The sequence below is a fragment of the Rhodanobacter sp. K2T2 genome, from assembly GCF_013408815.1.
Lineage (GTDB): Bacteria > Pseudomonadota > Gammaproteobacteria > Xanthomonadales > Rhodanobacteraceae > Rhodanobacter.
On record NZ_JACCCA010000006.1, the window covers coordinates 98988 to 116016 of the forward strand.

Genomic DNA, 17029 nt, shown 5'->3' on the forward strand with positions numbered 1-17029 from the left:
GGCCGTTCCGTCAACACTGGGCAGCAAGTCTGTCGCGCCAGCGTTGGTCTTCCGTTCCGGGCGATGTTTTCAGCCTGGACTTTCGGCAGGCCCGGCAGCGCCTTTATTGAGGGGGAGCGATGAATCAAGTGACGCGTGAATTACCGCAAGGCGGTGAAGTCGCCGCTGGCGGCGCGGTAAACAGCCGGCGTGGTCCGTTCTCCAACGAAGATTGGTGGTCGGTATGGGTGGGGCTGCTGCTGGTGGCCGTGGCGTGGCTGACGTTTGCCTCGGGTAGCAGCATCAGGTGGCTGGCCTCGGCGCCGGCGAAATGGACCAGCCTCGCACAGGCAGGGACCGATCTTGCCGCGCATGTGCCGAACTACGTCGCGCTGTTTGTGGTGTTTGCCGTGATCTTTGGTATCGCACTGGCAGTGTTGAAGCAGCGGCTCGCGCACTTTTTGCCGGCATTTCTGATTCTTTTCGTGGTCTCGCTGTTCATCTTTGAAACCGCGGCGTGGACGCAGGCCTCGCACTACAACCTCGAGGCGCCATTGGTGGCGCTGCTGCTCGGTCTGATCGTATCGAATCTGGTGCGTCTGCCGGCATGGTTTCAGGCCGGTTTGCGGGTGGAGTTTTTCATCAAGGTCGGCATTGTGCTGCTGGGTGCGACACTCCCGTTCACGCTGCTGGTGTGGGCCGGGCCGGTGGCGGTAGGACAGGCGACGGTGGTGTCGCTGCTGACTTTCTTTGTGATCTTTTTCACTGGCCGCGCGCTGGGGCTGGATCGTCGTTTTGCCGCGGTGCTTGGCGTGGGTGGTGCGGTATGCGGCGTGTCGGCAGCCATTGCGGTCGCCGGCGCGGTACGCGCCAAACGCGAGCAGGCATCGGTGGCGATTACCCTGGTGGTGCTGTGGGCGATCGTGATGATCTTCGTGCTGCCATTCGCGTCGCACGCGTTGGGTCTGTCGACCGGCGTGGCCGGTGCGTGGATCGGCACATCCGAATTCGCCGATGCGGCCGGTATCGCCGCGGCGCAGGCCTACGGCGATATCGCACGCAACGCCGGTGGCGCGATTGCCGGTGCACCGGAGGCGGCGCTGCAAAACTTCACCTTGATGAAAGTCGTCGGGCGCGATATCTGGATCGGCATCTGGGCGTTCGTGCTGGCGTGGGTGGCGACGACCCGCTGGGATGCCTTCGAGGACGGCGTGCAGGTAAAGAAGGTAGATGCCGGCGAAATCTGGGCGCGCTTTCCGAAATTCGTGATCGGCTTTGTCATCGCTTCGGCGCTGATCACCTGGATCGCCAGTTCGTATTCGCTGGCCGATTACCGCAAGGTGGTCACGCCGGATCTGGTGGCGCCGATCACTGCGCTGCGCACCTGGGCTTTTACCTTCTGCTTTCTAAGCATCGGTTTGACCACGCGGCTGGGTTCGTTGAGCAAGACCGGTTGGAAGCCGTTTCTGGCTTTCACTGTCGGCGTGGCGATCAATATCGTTGTCGGCTACGTGATGTCGGTGCACGTGTTCGCCGGGTATTGGGACAGTGTGGGGCACTGATGCAAGCGCCACCCATGGTTGCCGCGAACACACTGCATCTTGCGCAGGCGGTTGTCTCACGCTGTGTCGACTGCCACCATCGCCTGGCCGACCGTCAGGCGATCGAACAGCGTGTTTCCGGGCTGGCCGTATTTGGCTCGGCTTATGGCGCAAGCATCGGTGAGAGCGGATTGTGCGTTTTGCACGACCGGCTGGTGTCGCTGGATGACCACTGCGCCCGATTCAGCGCAGCGGTACCAATCGATGCGCTAGGAATCAACGAAAGCTAGGGCCGGACGATGCCGTTACGCTTGGACGTCGTCGCCTTCATGGTCGATATCGGCGCTTTCGCCCGTGTCGTCCTGTTTGTTTCCCGCCAGATCCTTCAATAGCTGAAAAATCTCGCGATAAGCGCGCGGCGGCTTGTTCGGCGTTTCCTTCTCGATGCGCGCTTTGCGCACCAGCGAACGCAGATGCTGGCGATCGACCTGCGGGTGCTCGCTGATGAGCTCGGAGAGTGCGGCTTCTTCCTCATTGATCAGGCGGTCGCGCATCGCTTCAAGCCGATGCATGGCGGCGTTTTCCTGACGCTGCTTCTCACGATTTTCGCCGAGCTCGGCGCGTACCGAAGCGAATACTTCGTCTTCGTAGCGGCGCATGACTTTGGCGAGAAAGGCGAGCTGTCGTTTGTGCGCGATATGCGCAGTGATGTTGCGCGTACGGGTGATTTCCTCGCGCACGTCGTCGGGCAGTTCCAGCTTGGCGAGGCGGCTGGGCTGCATCGCGACGAGCTGGCTGGCCAGCGCCAGCACGGCCAGCGCCTCACGGCGCTGCTGGGTGCGGCTGGGACCGTAGTCTTCTTCGTCGAGTTCGGTCTGGTTGCGGCTGCGGCTCGGGCTCACGGTTTCAATTCCAGAATGGGACGTTGGGGATCAAGGTTGCGGCTGGCGATCGCCGGCTGTATCGGACGGGTCGGCCTGTTCGAGCGCAAACCGCGGAATCGGCTCGCCATCCAGTTCGATGGTTTCGACGAACATGGCCGCCGGGCGCACCCACAAGCCGTAATCGCCGTACAACGCCTGATAGACCACCAGCGGCTCCATCGTTTCGCTGTGTTGCGCCGTACCCAGCACGCGGTAGCGCTGGCCCTTGTAATGGCGGTAGGTGCCGGGGATGGGTGTCATGTTGGTTCTCCGCGGCTCTTTTCATTTCGCCGCGGCGACCCCACTTGAAGGTGTCAACCCGTTTCGGGATCGCGTCGAATGGCAAGCCGGCTTTAGCGAGCCACTATTCTACGCGTCAAACCTTCAGGAAGCCCAACGTGAGCGAAGTCGTTAGCAGCCAGGACCACCGCCATCGCGGCGCCATCAGCCAGGATCGCAGCCTCGAAGAACTGGATCGTCTGTCGGAACTGGCCGAGGATGTGATTCGCCGCGCCCGTGCCGCCGGTGCCAGCCAGGCAGAGGTGGCCGCCAGCATCGACAGCGGGCTGAGCGTCAATGTGCGTCTGGGCGAGGTAGAAACAGTCGAGCACACGCGCGACCGTGGTTTCGGTCTGACCGTGTATTTCGGCCAGCGCAAAGGCTCGGCCAGTACGGCAGACCTGCATCCCGATTCGATCCAGGCGACACTCGATCAGGCCTGCGCGATAGCGCGCTATACCGAAGCCGATCCGTCGTCGGGCCTCGCCGATGCGTCGCGCATGGCGACGCAGTTTCCCGATCTCGATCTGTGGCATCCGTGGGATATCGACACCACGCAGGCGATCGAGCTGGGCATCGAAATCGAGGATATCGGTCGCGCACACGCCGGCATCACCAATTCGGACGGCGCCAGCGTGCAGGCCGGGCAGGGCGTCTCGGTGTACGCCAACTCGCACGGCTTTGTCGGACGCGAGCGCGGCACGCGGCACTCGCTGTCGCTGGCTCTTATCGCCGGCGACGAAGCGGGCATGCAGCGCGACTATTGGTACGACAGCGTGCGCCGCGCGGATCGTTTCATCAGCGCCAAGGCGCTGGCCGATCGCGCCGCCGAACGCACGCTGGCGCGCCTGGGCGCGCGCAGCCTGTCGACGCGGCAGAGTCCGGTGCTGTTTCCGCCGGAGCTGGCGCGTGGGTTGATCGGGCATCTTCTCGGCGCGGTGAGCGGTGGTGCGCTGTATCGCCGGGCCAGTTTTCTGCTCGACCATGTCGGTCAGCAGATCATGCCGTCATGGCTCGATATCAACGAGCGGCCGCACCTGATCGGCGGCCAGGGCTCGGGCAATTTCGACGCCGAAGGCGTGGCCACTCGCGACAGTTCGCTGATCGAGGGCGGCGTGCTCTCGCGCTATATCCTGGGCAGCTATTCGGCGCGCAAGCTCGGACTGGAATCCACCGGCAACGCGGGCGGTATCCACAACCTGATCGTCGAGCCCGGCAGCGTCGACAATTCAAAAGACGACTTTGCCGCGCTGCTCCAGCGCATGGGCACCGGGCTGCTGGTGACCGAGCTGATGGGTCAGGGCGTGTCGACCATCACCGGCGACTACTCGCGCGGCGCGGCGGGTTTCTGGGTCGAGAACGGCCAGATCGCCTATCCGGTGGAAGAAATCACGATTGCCGCCAATCTGCGCCAAATGTTCACCGGTATTCTCGCTGTCGGCGCGGATGTCGATGCACGCTCGGCTGTGCTTACCGGCTCCATTCTTGTCGATCGGATGACTATCGCCGGCGAGTAGTTCAAGGGTCATCTTGCGGTCGCTGGCCGCAAGGTCGAAGATGGCGCCAGCAAGCTTTCGCGGTACCACCACCAGGGAGAGCAGGGGCCATGAGTACACCGTCCGATCAGTTTTCGCCGATACCGCCGGAACCGCCCGTGGGCGTTCGGTCCACCGATGACAAGAACCTGGCGATGCTGACGCATCTGTCGGGTGTGATTCTGAGCATCGTCGTTCCGCTCATCATCTGGTTGATGAACAAGGATCGGCCCGAAAAGGCTTATCTCGTGAGTGAGGCCAAGGAAGCGTTGAACTTCCAGATCACCGTGCTTATCGGTTACGTCATCTGCTGGATTCTCACCATCATTATCATTGGTGCTTTCCTCACCTGGCTGCTGTGGATTGCGAATCTGGTGTTCTGCATCATCGCTGCCGTGAAGGTCAGTGCCGACGGAAGTTACCGCTATCCGTTTGCGCTGCGCCTGGTGAGCTGAGCGACCGAATCTTCAATGTTTGAATGAAAGAAAAAGCCCGCTGATCGGGCTTTTTCTTTGGACGGCTGGATGGCCAAACTCAGCTGTTGCGATGCGCTGCGTACAGCGCAAGCTCCTGCAGCAATGAGCCGGACGTGCCCAGAGGTGCGATAGCGGATAGCGCGAGATCGGTGAGCTCGCGCAAGCGATCACGCGATGCATTCAGACCGATAATCGATGGAAACGTGGGCTTGTCCGCGGCGGCATCTTTGCCGGCGGTCTTGCCGATGATGGTGGCGTCTCCCTCGACGTCCAGAATATCGTCGCGCACTTGGAATGCCAGGCCAACGGCGTCGGCATAGCGGTCGAATAAGGCCAATGTCGCCGCATCGGCCCCCGCTGTCAGCGCGCCGAGCTTTACCGATGCGCGGATGAGCGCGCCGGTCTTGCACGCGTGCATGTGCTCTAGTTCGGCAATGGTAAGCGTGCGGCCGACGGCGGCCAGATCCAGCGCCTGCCCGCCGGCCATGCCCTCCGCGCCGCAGGCGCGGCCAAGCACGCGCTGCTTTTTCATACCGATCGCGTCGTCGTCGGCAGCGTCGCTGAGTATCTCGAACGCCAGCGCCTGTAATGCGTCCCCGGCCAGAATCGCCATCGCTTCGCCAAACACGATGTGGCAGGTCGGGCGGCCGCGGCGCATCGCATCGTCATCCATCGCCGGCAGGTCGTCGTGCACCAGCGAATAGGCGTGAATTAGCTCCACCGCGCAGGCGGCAGCGTCGAGCGAAGGTCCGCTTTCGCCAAGTGCCTGTGCCGCGGCATAGACCAGCAAGGGTCGCAGACGCTTGCCGCCACCGAGCACGGCATAGCGCATCGCGCTGTGCAGGAGGGCGGGGGACTGTTCGGCAGGCGGCAGGCAATGTTCGAGTGCCTGCTCGGCACGGAGGATCAACGCCTTGAGGGCGGGACCTAACTCAGAGTTCGGGTTCAAACGGTTCGGCGCTCTCGGGGGCGTCGGGATCAAGCAGCAGGCGCACGCGCAGTTCGGCTTTTTCCAGCGACTGCTGGCAGTGACGGTACAGGCCGATGCCGCGTTCGAACGAGGCCAGCGACTCGTCCAGACTCATTTCGCCGCCTTCCATCTTCGCGACCAGCTGTTCGAGTTCGTCCAGCGAGTGCTCGAAGTCCACGGCGGGTGGCGTCTTGGTGGAAGCGGAAGCGGTCTTGGCCATGGACAGCAAAGCTAACCGAGTGACCGCGCGGAATCAATCGATTAGGCTATGAAAGGTACCTGCGGGTGATGGCGTCAGCGCGCAGGCGACCAGTGTGCCCGCGTGCCAGCCTGCTCGAAGATCAGCTTGCCTCGTTCGCTCAACCACCGATCGGCCACGCCGACAATTTCAGTGCCGACATACAGCAGCGGCACGCCAAATCGCCGCCACGGGGGGATCATGGCCTGCTGAAACAGGTCGCGCAGCTCGCGCGTATAGATATCGCCGGCCGGCTTGATACGCTCGCCGCCCTGGCGCAGGCGCACCTGGATCGGCTCGGTCAGGCGGACTTTGGTATCGACCAGCGACAACGTGCCGCCGTCGGGCAGCGCCAGCAGTTCGCCGTGCCACGTCGCATGCCAGCTGCTGTCGACTATCCGTGGCGGCGACTGTGCCCACAGCCGCCCGCGCCAGATATGCAGCTCGGCGCCGCGCCATTGCACGCACGGCTGCTGCCCGGCGCGTGCGCCACACTGATGCTCGATCTGCTGGCGTTGTGCGGTAGTCGGTGCGGGCAGGCCGAGCCCGTGCAGCCAGTGATCGAGCAGCGGCTCGCGCAGCGCAGGGTGCAGGGCGAGCCACGTCGAGGCGTCGATCGTGTGCGTGGCCGCATCGTGCATGGTGTCGTAAGCCGCCAGCCAGTGCTGCTGCAGGGCATCGGCAGCGGCACGGCTGAGCGCGGCGCTGTGCACGATGGAATCCACCGCCTGCGGCCATAAACGTTCCAGCCTCGGCAGGATGTCGTGGCGCAGATGATTGCGCGCAAACCGCGTGTCGCCGTTGGACGGGTCGTCGATCGAAGGCAATTGCCGGGCATCGAGATAGTCGCGCAGCTGCCGTCGCGACAGCGCCAGCAGCGGACGCCACAGCTGTCCGCGCGCGAACGGACGCAGCGTGCGCATGCCGCCGAGGCTGTCCGGTCCCGCGCCGCGCAGCAGTTTCATCAATACGGTCTCGGCCTGATCGTCGCGATGATGCGCGAGCAGCAGGTACTCGCCCGGCTGCAAAGACGACTCAAATGCCTCGTAGCGCGCGTGGCGCGCGGCGGCTTCTAGGCCAAGGCCTTTGTCGAGCGGTACCTGCACACGTATCACTTCGCACGGCACGTCCACCGATTCGCAAAAGCGCTGGCAATGCGCGGACCAGGCCCCGCTTTGCGGGTTCATGGCATGGTCCACGTGCAGCGCGCGCAGGCCGCGTTTTCGCGCTTCCGGCATGCCGGCCAGCGCATGCAGCAGGGCGGTCGAATCCGGGCCGCCGCTGAAGGCCACGCATAACGGCGATGCCTGCGTATCCGCCAGCGCGGAGGCAAGATGCCGTTGCAGCGAATCGCTCATACTTCGCTCGCGCTGTAGAGCTTGTAGATCGTGAACAGGCTCTAAGAGGTCGGTATCGATCGGCACGACGCGCCCGGCGTTATCGTTGGCCATGATGTTTCCTGTCGTGCGGATAACGAGGCTACCTCGCCGCGGCGGCTCAGCGGCGAAAATTGAGCTCGACCGTGATGCCGGCCGGGTCGACGACGAAGATCTGCACCTGGGCACCGTCATCCAGCACGGCGATACGGTGCGGTACCTGCGCCTGATCGAGCCTGGCACGCGTCGTCTCCAGCTCCGTGCATGCAAACGCGACGTGGCTGAAATAGCCGTTGCCCTCGCCGCACGATCCGCCGGCATGGCCGGTGCTCAGATGCACTACGGCGGCGTTGCCGGCGTAAAGCCAGTAGCCGTGCGAGCCTGAGCTCATCGACGGCCGTGGACCGTCGTGCAGGCCCACCATGTCGATATAGAACGCGCGCACGGGTTCGAGCAGATCCGTCGGCACGCGCAGATTGATGTGATCCAGTCCGCGCACGCCGGCCATGGGTTTATTCCTGGAATGCGCCGTAGCTGCGCAGGCGCTTGTAGCGCTGTTCCAGGAGCTCGTTTACCGGCAGCGCTTCGAGCTCGTCGAGCTGTTTGAGCAGCACGGCTTTCAGACGTACCGCCATCGAGCGGGGGTTGCGATGCGCGCCGCCCAGCGGCTCGCGCACGACTTTGTCGATCAGGCCGAGTTCGAACAGGCGGGGCGCGGTCATGCCCATCGCCTCGGCCGCATCGCGGGCTTTGTCGGCGCTTTTCCACAGGATCGAGGCGCAGCCCTCGGGCGTAATGACGGAATAGGTCGAGTACTGCAGCATGAGAGTACGGTCGCCGACGCCGATGGCCAGCGCGCCGCCGGAGCCGCCTTCGCCGATCACGGTGCAGATGATCGGCACTTTCAGACTGGCCATTTCGATCAGATTGCGCGCGATGGCCTCGCTCTGGCCGCGTTCTTCGGCGCCGATGCCCGGGTACGCTCCGGGTGTGTCGATCAGGGTCAGCAGCGGCAGATGGAAGCGTTCGGCCATCTTCATCAGGCGCAGCGCCTTGCGATAGCCCTCGGGACGCGGCATGCCGAAGTTGCGGCGCACCTTGGTCTTGGTATCGCGGCCTTTCTGATGACCGACGATCACCACCGGGCGCCCATTGATGCGGCCCAGGCCGCCGACGATGGCGGCATCCTCGGCGTACATGCGGTCGCCCGCCAGCTCATGAAACTCTTCGCAGATCACGCCGATGTAATCCAGCGTGTACGGCCGCGCCGGATGGCGCGACAGCTGGGTCATCTGCCATGAACTGAGGTTGCGGAAGATCTCGGCCGTCTTGATCTTCAGCTTTTCGCGCAGACGGTTGACGTCGTCCTCGATATTGAACGCCTGACCCTGGCTGGCATGGCGAAGCTCTTCGATCTTCGCTTCCAGGTCGGCAATCGGTTGTTCGAAATCGAGGAAGTTAGGGTTCATTCGCGACATTTCGTGGCACAGAGCGGCGCAGTATACCGTTAGACGCGTGAAGGCGAGAACGCCGCCGTATGGCGGCCCGTGGATACACTTACCGCGCGGGAGAAGCGACGCGGCGCCGGGTTGCGCTATGGTTCTCTTAAGACGCGCTATTTCCGGACTCGACCATGCCGATTCAACCGACCATCGACAACAACAAGCTCGACCGCATCGTGGCCGAAGCCCGTCGAAACGCCGAGCAGCGCGAGCTGGGCTATCGTGAGCGGGCGCTGAAAATGTACCCGTGGATCTGCGGCCGCTGCGCGCGCGAGTTCACCCGCACCAACCTGAGCGAGCTCACGGTGCACCATCGCAACCACGACCACGACTTCAACCCGGCCGATGGCAGCAACTGGGAGCTGCTGTGCGTGTACTGTCACGACAACGAGCATTCGCGCTATATCGACCACGTACGCGGCGCCGGTTACAGCGTGCAGGAGGAGGTCGCGCCGGCCACCGGCAATCCCTTCGCCGACCTGAAGGCGATGATGGAGCGCGGCAGGAAATAACCGAGTCGCGGCGTCGGCATCGGTCAGCCTGCTCTGCGTCGGCCGTTTCAGCAGGCTTGTTTCAGTCGGCCTGCTTGACGATGCGCAGCTTTGCGGCCTGCACACCGGGCAGCGCCCGTACCGTGCGCAGCAAGGCCGGTATCGCATCGACGCGCCAGGCGTCGCTCAGCTCCAGGTCGGCCTGCGCGTTCTGGTTGTGATAACCGTGCAGTATCACCGTGGCGCGACCGCCGCGGTAGCCGGCCAGCGCGTGCTGCAGTTTTTCGACGAAGTCGGGCTTTACGCCGTTCAATTTCAGCTGCAGCAGGCGCGCATGCTTGCGGCAGGCATCGGTGAGCGAACTGGCGCTGCGCGCGCGGATCTGAAAGCCGCCGCCGGAGAAGTCGTCGACGCGCAAGCCACCCTCGACCACCAGCATTTCGTCGCGGGTCAACAGCGGTGCGATCTGCTGATACAGCTCGCCGAAGAAGCTCACCTCGATGCTGCCGGTGCCGTCCTCGATGCGCACGAAGGCATCGCTGTCGCCCCGCTTGCGCACCGCGGTCACCATGCCGGCGATCGTCCAGGGCGTGTCCGGGCCGCGGCGGAAACGGTTGCCGTCGTCGTTGTCGTTTTTCCGCGGCTTGGGCGGCTGGTAGCGCAGGGCGATTTCGCCGAGCGGGCAGGTCGACAGCTGCGCCAGCTCCTCTTTCCAGGGATCGGTCGGGTGGCCGGACAGATAATGGCCGAGCGTGTCGCGCTCGCCCTGCAGCAGCTGCTCCAGCGGCCACTCCGGTGCCGTGGGCAGATCGATATGCACCACCGGCGTCAGCGCACCCGAGGCCGCGCCGAACATGTCGTTCTGGCCAGACTGGCGGTCGCGCAGGTGCTGCTCGGCGGCCTTGATCGTATCGGGCAACTGCAGCATCAGGCTGGCGCGCGTCGGCGCCAGAGCGTCGAGCGCGCCGGAATAGATCAGCGCCTCGAGCACGCGCCGGTTGAGTTTGGTCGGATCGACGCGGCGGCAGAAGTCGGCCAGGTCGGTATAACGCCCGTTTTTGCGTTCGGCGACGATGGCTTCGCAGACGCCCTGGCCGACCCCCTTGATCGCGCCGAGGCCGTATTGGATCGTGCGAGCGCCCTGACGCGAGTGAATGGACGATGCGTCGGGTTCGACGGCGACGAACATGTAGTCCGACGCGTTGACGTCCGGCGGCAGCACGGTAAGGCCGATCGCGCGCGACTCGTCGAGAAAGATCACCGCCTTGTCGGTGTTGTCCATGTCCGACGAGATCGTCGCGGCCATGAATTCGGCCGGATAATGCGCCTTCAGCCACGCGGTCTGGTAGCTCACCAGGGCGTAGGCGGCGGCGTGCGACTTGTTGAAGCCGTAGCCGGCGAACTTCTCCATCAAGTCGAAGATTTCGTCGGCCTTGGAGCCGGCCAGACCGTCCTTGGACGCACCGTCGCGAAACTTGGCGCGCTCCTCGGCCATCTTTTTGGCGTCTTTCTTGCCCATCGCGCGGCGCAGCAGGTCGGCGCCGCCGAGCGAGTAACCGCCGACGATCTGCGCCATCTGCATGACCTGCTCCTGGTAGACCATGATGCCGTAGGTCTCTTCCAGAATCGGCTGCACGCGCGGATCGGGATAGCTCACGTCCTCGCGGCCGTGCTTGCGCGCGACGAAGCTGGGGATCAGATCCATCGGGCCGGGGCGGTACAGCGCCACCAGCGCGATGATGTCCTCGAAGCGGTCGGGCTTGGCATCTTTGAGCATGCGCTGCATGCCGGACGATTCGAGCTGGAACACCGCGATGGTCTGCGCCTTTTTCAGCAGCTCATAGGGCTTGGGGTCGTCCAGCGGCAGCTGCGAAATATCCAGCGGCGCTTCGCCGGCCTTCGCACGGCGCGCGTTGATCGCCTTGACCGCCCAGTCGATGATGGTGAGCGTGCGCAGGCCGAGAAAGTCGAACTTCACCAGGCCGACGGCTTCCACGTCGTCCTTGTCGAACTGGGTGACCACGCCGGCACCGCCCGGCTCGCAGTACAGCGGTGCGAAATCGGTCAGCGCGGTCGGCGCGATCACCACGCCGCCGGCGTGCTTGCCGGCGTTGCGGGTCAGACTTTCTAGCTTCAGCGCCAGATCGATCAGCGCACGGGCGTCTTCGTCCTGCTCGTAGGCTTCACAGAATTCCTTGACGACGCGATCAGTTTCTTTTTTCGATTTTTCCGAACGGCCCAGCGCGTCCGACAAGGTCAGGTCGAGCGGGCGCGGGGGCACCAGCTTGGCCAGCCGGTCGACTTGGCCGTACGGCATGCTGAGCACGCGGCCGGAATCGCGCAGCACGGCCTTCGCCGCCATCGAGCCGTAGGTGATGATCTGGCTGACGCGGTCGCGGCCGTATTTGCGCGATACGTAGTCGATCACCTCGTCGCGGCGATCCATGCAGAAGTCGATGTCGAAGTCGGGCATCGAGATGCGTTCGGGATTGAGGAATCGCTCGAACAGCAGGTCGAACTGCAGCGGGTCCAGATCCGTAATCTTCAGCGCCCATGCGACCAGCGAACCGGCGCCCGAACCGCGGCCGGGTCCGACCGGAATGCCGTGTTCCTTGCCCCAGTTGATGAAGTCCGCCACGATCAGAAAGTAGCCGGGGAAACCCATCTTGACGATGACGTCCAGCTCGCGGTCGAGCCGCTTTTCGTAGTCGGCCAGCGTGCAGTTGGCGGCGAGCGGCGCGGCGGACAGGCGCTGCTTCAGCCCTTCGTGCGACAGCTCGCGGATATAGCTGCCCAGGTCATGCCCGTCGGGCACCGGAAAGTCGGGCAGGTAATACGTGCCGAACTGCAGTTCGACGTTGCAGCGCCGCGCCAGCTCGACCGTGTTTTCCAGCGCTTCGGGAATGTCGGCGAACAGCGTCGCCATTTCCTCGGGCGATTTCAGATACTGCTGGTTGCTGTAGTCGCGCGGGCGCTTGTTGTCGGCCAGCACGCGGCCCTGGTTGATGCACACGCGTGCCTCGTGCGCTTCGAAATCGTCCTGCAGCAGAAAACGCACGTCGTTGCTGGCGACCACCGGCAGGTCGAGTTCCACGGCCAATGCCAGTGCGAGGGCGTTCCAGTTTTCCTCGCCGTCGCGACCGCAGCGGGTCAGCTCCAGGTACAGCCGATCGGGGAAAAGCCGCGTCAATGGCCGCAGTTTCGCGAGGGCGGCCTCCAGACCCTGATTCAGGGCGATGCGGCCGACTTCGCTCTCGCGTCCGAGCAGCGCGATCAGTCCGTGCGTCGCCTCGGCGTGCAGCCAGCCGGCCTCGATCAGCGCGCGGCCGCTGTGCTGGCCCTCGCGCCAGGCACGCGACACCAGCCGCGACAGATTGAGGTAGCCGGCGCGGTTCTGGCACAGCAGGTTGAGCCGCCACGGCCGTGGGTCGTCCGGCGCGGAAATCCATAGGTCGCAACCGCTGATCGGCTTGATGCCGGCAGCGCTGCAGGCCTTGTAGAACTTCACCAGCGCGAACATGTTGCATTCGTCGGTGAGCGCCACGGCCGGCATACCGGCGCGCACGCAGGCGTCGACCAGCGCCTTGATGCGGATGGTCGAATCGACCAGCGAATACTCGCTGTGCAGATGCAGGTGGACGAAGCGGGTGGTCATGAAACTCACGCGGCGAGTCCATGAAGGCTACCCGCCCGGCTGCACCCGGACAAGGTTTGACTTGTGCCGATTTTTCGCGATCCGTTGCGCTGGGCGGGGCGGCCGCTCAATTCACCGAGGTAAGCGTTTTTTGCATCGCCGACGAGCTCGACGCGGCCGGCAGCGTCGAGGGCTCGGCCATCAAGGTGTTTATCTCGGCGATCAGGCCGTCCAGCGCGTCCTCGCTGTAGCCCACGTGGATGTCGGCCACGGTGCCGTCACGGTGAAGCATCACCATCACCGGAATGCCCTTGTTCGTGCCGAACGGCTTGCCGATCGAGCCGTCGCGATCCCAGCTCATCAGTAGGCCGGGCAGGCGCGGCCTGAGCACTCGGACGGTTCGTAGATAGACATCGCGACCTTCCTTGTGGTCGATCGAGACCACCTGCAGCGGCAGATGGCGATCGGTGGCCAGCTTCTGCAGGCCCGCCAGTACAGGCAATTCCTTCATGCAGTAAGTGCACCAGGTCGCCCAGAAGCTGATGACGACGACCTTGTCGCGCATCGATGCCAAGCTGACTGAGTCGCCACTGGGTGTTTTCCCCAGTGAGTCGGGCGGCACCGCGCCCGGCTGGATCTGCGCGTTGGCCGATACGCAGATCAAGGCCATGACCCAGGCAAAAATCATTTTGCGCATCGCGAGGACTCCCCTGTCTAAGCGTCTAGCCTACCGCCTTTGCGATGCGCAAGATGGTCATGGTTGCCGATCAGCCGAAGGCGGCGATCAGCAGATAGCCATCCAGCACGATGACTAGGGCTGTGCCGGCGGCAGCCAGCGCCATGAAACCACGATCGAAGCCGTACTGGCCCATCAGATCGCGCTTGCCCGCCAGCATCAGCATGGGCAGCAGCGCGAACGGTAGGGCAATGCCGAGCACGCACTGGCTCAGCACCAGCAGCGTATCGGCGCCGATGCCGGGGCGCGCGGCGAGCAGCACGAAACCGATGCAGACGCCGGCCAGCCGTGTGGCAATGCCACGCAGCCAGGTGCGGCTTTCGCGCCCGCGAAAACCGCGGCTCAGAATGCGTCCGGCCAGCACGCCGGTGATCGCCGAGCTCTGCCCCGCTGCGTACAGCGCGCCCGCGAAAATCGCCGCCGCGCCGGCGCCAAGGGTCAGCGCGATGGCGTGGTAAGCGTCGTCCAGATTGTTCACCGGCATACGGATATGCGAGAGTGACGCGGCTGCCACCATCAGCATGGCGGCGTTGACCAGGGTGGCCAGCAGCAGCGAAACGCGGGTATCGGTTTCCACGACGCGCAGCGCCATCGGTCGTTCGTGCGCCGGCAGGTCCTTGCTGCGCTCGGCGATCAGGCCCGAATGCAGGAACAGATTGTGTGGCATCACCGTGGCGCCCACGATGCCCAGCGCCACCGCCAGCATGCCGTGGTTGCCGAATACCCTGGCGCTCGATGCCAATCCTTGCAGCACGTCGCCCCCGACGGGCCGGGCCTTGATCAGCAAATAGACGAAGGTCAGCGATACGATCGCCAGCAAGGTGCTGACCACGAACTCGTGGGCGCGCTGTCGGCGCTGTGACAGTGCCATGATCGCCAGCGTGCCCAGCGCTGCGACAATCATGCCGACCTGCAGCGGCAGGCCAAACAGCAGGCGCAAGGCGATGGCGCCGCCGACCAGCTCCGCCAGCGCGGTCGCCACGATCGCCAGCTCGCTGGCCAGCCACGCGCTGAGCGCCAGCGGACGCGGCAGCAGTCGACAGGTGAGTTCGGCGAGATCTTCGCCGGTGGCCATGCCCAGTCGTGCTGCCATCGTCTGAAACAGCAGTCCGAGCAGGCTGGCCAGCAGCACCGAGCCCAGCAGCGTGTAGCCATAGCTCGAGCCGGCGGCGATGTCCGTGGCCCAGTTGCCGGGGTCGACATAGCCCACCGCCACCAGCAGCCCGGGCCCGATCAGCCGACGCAGAGAGCGTCGGGTCGCAGGGGATACCGACCGGTGGATGGGATGCAGCAAGCTCAAGGTTTCAATCAGCGCGGACATGACCGTAGGCAGGGATTCGGACGTCTCTATTGAGAGGCATCCCGCGCGTCGGTGTCCAACTGATCCTGCGCATGTCATTCATAGCCAAAAGCTATCGATGGAAGACCGCTCGACGCTGGAAACTATGGTGCGATCAGTCGCCTGACCGGCGCAAAGCTGCGCCGATGCTGCGGGCAGGGGCCTAGCAGACTCAGCGCAGCGAGATGGGCCGGCGTGGGATAACCCTTGTGCACGGCAAAGCCGTAGCCCGGATGGTGAGACTCCATCGTCACCATCAGTCGATCGCGCGTGACCTTGGCCAGAATCGAGGCAGCGCTGATCGCCGGTTCCAGCGCGTCGCCGCCGACGATGGCACGACCGCGGCAGGGTAGATCCTTCGGCAACTTGTTGCCGTCGATCAGCGCCTCTTCGGCCATCAGCGCAAGACCGGCGACCGCGCGGCTCATGCCGGTCATGGTGGCCTGGAAAATATTCAGCCGATCGATTTCTTCCGGCTCGATCAGCACCACGCACCAAGCCAGCGCGCGCTCGACGATGAGCGGGTACAGCGCCTCGCGCTTCGCTTCGCTGAGCTTTTTCGAATCGTTGAGGCCGGCAATCGGCCGGTCGGGATCGAGAATGACCGCCGCGATGGAAAGCGGCCCGGCCAGCGGCCCGCGCCCCGCCTCGTCGACGCCCGCGACAAGCCGGCTTTTCGCGTTCGCTGCCGGCGGCCCGCCGCGACCGAACAAGGCCCCCTGTTCGGGGAAGACGAATTGCGCCGAAGGGCGGAGGCTTGCCTCGATCACGTCAGCCGCCATCGGTGGCATCCATCAGTTCGGCAATCGCGGCGGCGGCGCGTTCGCCCGCGTGACCGTCGAGGCCGCTGCGCAGCGCCCGATGCAACTGCTCGAACGCGTTCACGATGTAACCGCGCCGTTCGCTGTCCTGAAACAGCGCCAGTGTGGCCGCGGCGAGATGGCTCGCGGTGCACTCGTCCTGCATGAACTCCGGTACCAGCAGTTCGCCGTCGATGCCGTTGGCGCGTGCGAGAATATTCGGCAGCGCGTAGACGTCGGTCTTCAGCATCTTCAAGGCGCGCGCAATGCGATAGCTCGCCGGCGCCACGCGATAGCCCACCACCATCGGCCGTTTGGCCAGCATCGCTTCCAGCGTGGCTGTGCCTGAAGCGAGCAGTACCACGTCGGCGGCCAGCATCGCTTCGTGCGCGTGGCCGTCCAGCAGCAGCGGCGCCGTTTCGTCGCGGGGAAGCTTGGCCAGCAAATCCTTGAGCTTTGCATGCATATGCGGATTGGCTGCGGGTATCACGATGCGCAAGCCGGGCAGCGCGCCGGCAACGCGCATCGCCGCATCGATAAAAACCGGCCCCATGCGCGACAGTTCCGAGGCGCGGCTGCCGGGAAGCAAGGCCAGAATCGGCGCCTGCTGCGGCAGCTGCAGAAACTCGCGCGCGCCCACGCGATCGGAGATCATCGCAAAGCGATCGGCCAGGGGATGTCCGACGAAGCGCGCGTCGATGCCGTGCCTGGCGTAGATCGGCGGCTCCATCGGAAACAGGCACAGCACGCGGTTGGCGCTGCGGCCGATTTTTTCCGCGCGCTTTTCGCGCCACGCCCATACCGACGGGCTGACGTAGTGCACGGTTTTCAGGCCGGCGTGTTTCAGGCGCTGCTCCAGGCCGAGATTGAAATCCGGTGCATCGATGCCGACGACGACCGCCGGCTGCACTTTCAGCAGCCGTGCGATCAGCTCCCGGCGCAGCCGCAGCAGCCGCGGTAAATGCCGAATGACCTCGCTGAAGCCGAACAGCGACAGCTCGCGAATGTCGTACCACGATTCGAAACCCTGCGCCTGCATGCGCGCGCCGCCAATGCCGACGAAACGCGCGTCGGGATAGCGTTCGCGCAGGGCGAGAATCAGGTCGGCGCCGAGCTGATCGCCGGAATCTTCGCCGGCGATCAGGGCGATCAGCGGGGTGTGGGTGGAGACGTCATTGAGCGTCGTCATGCTGTCTCCCTTTGGCTGACG

Annotated in this window: 17 protein-coding genes; 5 read left to right on the plus strand and 12 right to left on the minus strand. The window is 64.5% G+C overall.

The window, feature by feature from the left end; all coding sequences use genetic code 11:
• Nucleotides 1-119: 119 nt before the first annotated feature.
• Both HDE78_RS11125 and HDE78_RS11130 read left to right on the plus strand, forming a co-directional pair.
• Nucleotides 120-1541: a putative sulfate exporter family transporter gene (locus HDE78_RS11125; RefSeq protein WP_179479345.1), complete on the plus strand. Its 1422-nt coding sequence runs from the start codon at nt 120-122 to the stop codon at nt 1539-1541.
• Nucleotides 1541-1810 (plus strand): hypothetical protein, encoded by a 270-nt coding sequence (locus HDE78_RS11130; RefSeq protein ID WP_179479347.1) that lies wholly within the window; start codon nt 1541-1543, stop codon nt 1808-1810. Before HDE78_RS11125 ends, HDE78_RS11130 begins: the two co-directional genes overlap by 1 nt.
• A 15-nt stretch (nt 1811-1825) precedes the next feature.
• On the opposite strand, the gene yjgA is transcribed toward HDE78_RS11130, so the two are convergent.
• Together yjgA and HDE78_RS11140 are read right to left on the minus strand one after the other, a co-directional pair.
• Nucleotides 1826-2422: a ribosome biogenesis factor YjgA gene (gene yjgA, locus HDE78_RS11135; protein ID WP_179479349.1), complete on the minus strand. Its 597-nt coding sequence runs from the start codon at nt 2420-2422 to the stop codon at nt 1826-1828.
• Nucleotides 2423-2452: 30 nt separating this feature from the next.
• Nucleotides 2453-2704 carry a DUF1653 domain-containing protein gene (locus HDE78_RS11140; protein ID WP_179479351.1) on the minus strand — a complete coding sequence of 84 codons (252 nt, stop codon included), beginning with the start codon at nt 2702-2704 and terminating at the stop codon, nt 2453-2455.
• A gap of 137 nt (nt 2705-2841) precedes the next feature.
• Between HDE78_RS11140 and pmbA the strand changes: the two genes are divergently transcribed.
• Nucleotides 2842-4239 carry a metalloprotease PmbA gene (gene pmbA / locus HDE78_RS11145; RefSeq protein WP_179479353.1) on the plus strand — a complete coding sequence of 466 codons (1398 nt, stop codon included), beginning with the start codon at nt 2842-2844 and terminating at the stop codon, nt 4237-4239.
• Nucleotides 4240-4328: 89 nt separating this feature from the next.
• Nucleotides 4329-4712 (plus strand): DUF4870 domain-containing protein, encoded by a 384-nt coding sequence (locus HDE78_RS11150; protein WP_179479355.1) that lies wholly within the window; start codon nt 4329-4331, stop codon nt 4710-4712.
• Nucleotides 4713-4791: 79 nt separating this feature from the next.
• On the opposite strand, the gene HDE78_RS11155 is transcribed toward HDE78_RS11150, so the two are convergent.
• The 5 genes from HDE78_RS11155 to HDE78_RS11175 all read right to left on the minus strand — a co-directional run bounded on the left by HDE78_RS11155 (nt 4792) and on the right by HDE78_RS11175 (nt 8786).
• Nucleotides 4792-5682, minus strand: a complete 891-nt coding sequence (locus tag HDE78_RS11155) for a farnesyl diphosphate synthase (RefSeq protein WP_179479357.1) — start codon at nt 5680-5682, stop codon at nt 4792-4794.
• Nucleotides 5666-5923, minus strand: a complete 258-nt coding sequence (locus HDE78_RS11160; protein WP_179479359.1) for an exodeoxyribonuclease VII small subunit — start codon at nt 5921-5923, stop codon at nt 5666-5668. The genes HDE78_RS11155 and HDE78_RS11160 overlap by 17 nt, the downstream gene beginning before the upstream one ends.
• Before the next feature lie 74 nt (nt 5924-5997).
• The gene (gene tilS, locus HDE78_RS11165; RefSeq protein WP_345776054.1) at nt 5998-7392 is read right to left on the minus strand and encodes a tRNA lysidine(34) synthetase TilS; all 1395 of its coding nucleotides are present in this window, start codon (nt 7390-7392) and stop codon (nt 5998-6000) included.
• Between the two features lie 46 nt (nt 7393-7438).
• Nucleotides 7439-7825, minus strand: coding sequence for a diguanylate cyclase (locus HDE78_RS11170; protein WP_179479361.1), 387 nt, complete (start codon nt 7823-7825; stop codon nt 7439-7441).
• Nucleotides 7826-7829: 4 nt separating this feature from the next.
• Nucleotides 7830-8786 (minus strand): acetyl-CoA carboxylase carboxyltransferase subunit alpha, encoded by a 957-nt coding sequence (locus tag HDE78_RS11175; protein ID WP_179479363.1) that lies wholly within the window; start codon nt 8784-8786, stop codon nt 7830-7832.
• A 164-nt stretch (nt 8787-8950) separates the two neighbouring features.
• Between HDE78_RS11175 and HDE78_RS11180 the strand changes: the two genes are divergently transcribed.
• Nucleotides 8951-9331: a YajD family HNH nuclease gene (locus HDE78_RS11180; RefSeq protein ID WP_179479365.1), complete on the plus strand. Its 381-nt coding sequence runs from the start codon at nt 8951-8953 to the stop codon at nt 9329-9331.
• Nucleotides 9332-9392: 61 nt separating this feature from the next.
• On the opposite strand, the gene dnaE is transcribed toward HDE78_RS11180, so the two are convergent.
• The 5 genes from dnaE to lpxB form a co-directional block, all read right to left on the minus strand.
• Nucleotides 9393-12965: a DNA polymerase III subunit alpha gene (gene dnaE, locus HDE78_RS11185; protein WP_179479750.1), complete on the minus strand. Its 3573-nt coding sequence runs from the start codon at nt 12963-12965 to the stop codon at nt 9393-9395.
• 106 nt (nt 12966-13071) lie between these two features.
• Entirely contained in the window at nt 13072-13641 is a 570-nt protein-coding gene (locus tag HDE78_RS11190; protein ID WP_179479367.1) for a TlpA disulfide reductase family protein, read from the minus strand.
• A 70-nt stretch (nt 13642-13711) separates the two neighbouring features.
• The gene (locus HDE78_RS11195; protein WP_179479369.1) at nt 13712-15001 is read right to left on the minus strand and encodes an Nramp family divalent metal transporter; all 1290 of its coding nucleotides are present in this window, start codon (nt 14999-15001) and stop codon (nt 13712-13714) included.
• 122 nt (nt 15002-15123) lie between these two features.
• A complete protein-coding gene (gene rnhB, locus HDE78_RS11200) occupies nt 15124-15801 on the minus strand; it encodes a ribonuclease HII (RefSeq protein ID WP_179479371.1) in 678 nt (225 codons plus the stop codon).
• On the minus strand, nt 15791-17008 hold the full coding sequence (gene lpxB, locus HDE78_RS11205) for a lipid-A-disaccharide synthase (RefSeq protein WP_179479373.1): 1218 nt from the start codon (nt 17006-17008) through the stop codon (nt 15791-15793). The genes rnhB and lpxB overlap by 11 nt, the downstream gene beginning before the upstream one ends.
• Between the last annotated feature and the right edge of the window lie 21 nt (nt 17009-17029).

What these genes read in the sequence shown, in the direction of transcription:
- HDE78_RS11125 (WP_179479345.1), top strand. Translation starts at nt 120, where the DNA reads ATGAATCAAGTGACGCGTGAATTACCGCAAGGCGGTGAAGTCGCCGCT.
- HDE78_RS11130 (WP_179479347.1), top strand. Translation starts at nt 1,541, where the DNA reads ATGCAAGCGCCACCCATGGTTGCCGCGAACACACTGCATCTTGCGCAG.
- HDE78_RS11140 (WP_179479351.1), bottom strand. Translation starts at nt 2,704, where the DNA reads ATGACACCCATCCCCGGCACCTACCGCCATTACAAGGGCCAGCGCTAC.
- HDE78_RS11150 (WP_179479355.1), top strand. Translation starts at nt 4,329, where the DNA reads ATGAGTACACCGTCCGATCAGTTTTCGCCGATACCGCCGGAACCGCCC.
- HDE78_RS11160 (WP_179479359.1), bottom strand. Translation starts at nt 5,923, where the DNA reads ATGGCCAAGACCGCTTCCGCTTCCACCAAGACGCCACCCGCCGTGGAC.
- tilS (WP_345776054.1), bottom strand. Translation starts at nt 7,392, where the DNA reads ATGGCCAACGATAACGCCGGGCGCGTCGTGCCGATCGATACCGACCTC.
- HDE78_RS11170 (WP_179479361.1), bottom strand. Translation starts at nt 7,825, where the DNA reads ATGGCCGGCGTGCGCGGACTGGATCACATCAATCTGCGCGTGCCGACG.
- HDE78_RS11175 (WP_179479363.1), bottom strand. Translation starts at nt 8,786, where the DNA reads ATGAACCCTAACTTCCTCGATTTCGAACAACCGATTGCCGACCTGGAA.
- HDE78_RS11180 (WP_179479365.1), top strand. Translation starts at nt 8,951, where the DNA reads ATGCCGATTCAACCGACCATCGACAACAACAAGCTCGACCGCATCGTG.
- dnaE (WP_179479750.1), bottom strand. Translation starts at nt 12,965, where the DNA reads ATGACCACCCGCTTCGTCCACCTGCATCTGCACAGCGAGTATTCGCTG.
- HDE78_RS11190 (WP_179479367.1), bottom strand. Translation starts at nt 13,641, where the DNA reads ATGCGCAAAATGATTTTTGCCTGGGTCATGGCCTTGATCTGCGTATCG.
- HDE78_RS11195 (WP_179479369.1), bottom strand. Translation starts at nt 15,001, where the DNA reads ATGTCCGCGCTGATTGAAACCTTGAGCTTGCTGCATCCCATCCACCGG.
- rnhB (WP_179479371.1), bottom strand. Translation starts at nt 15,801, where the DNA reads ATGGCGGCTGACGTGATCGAGGCAAGCCTCCGCCCTTCGGCGCAATTC.
- lpxB (WP_179479373.1), bottom strand. Translation starts at nt 17,008, where the DNA reads ATGACGACGCTCAATGACGTCTCCACCCACACCCCGCTGATCGCCCTG.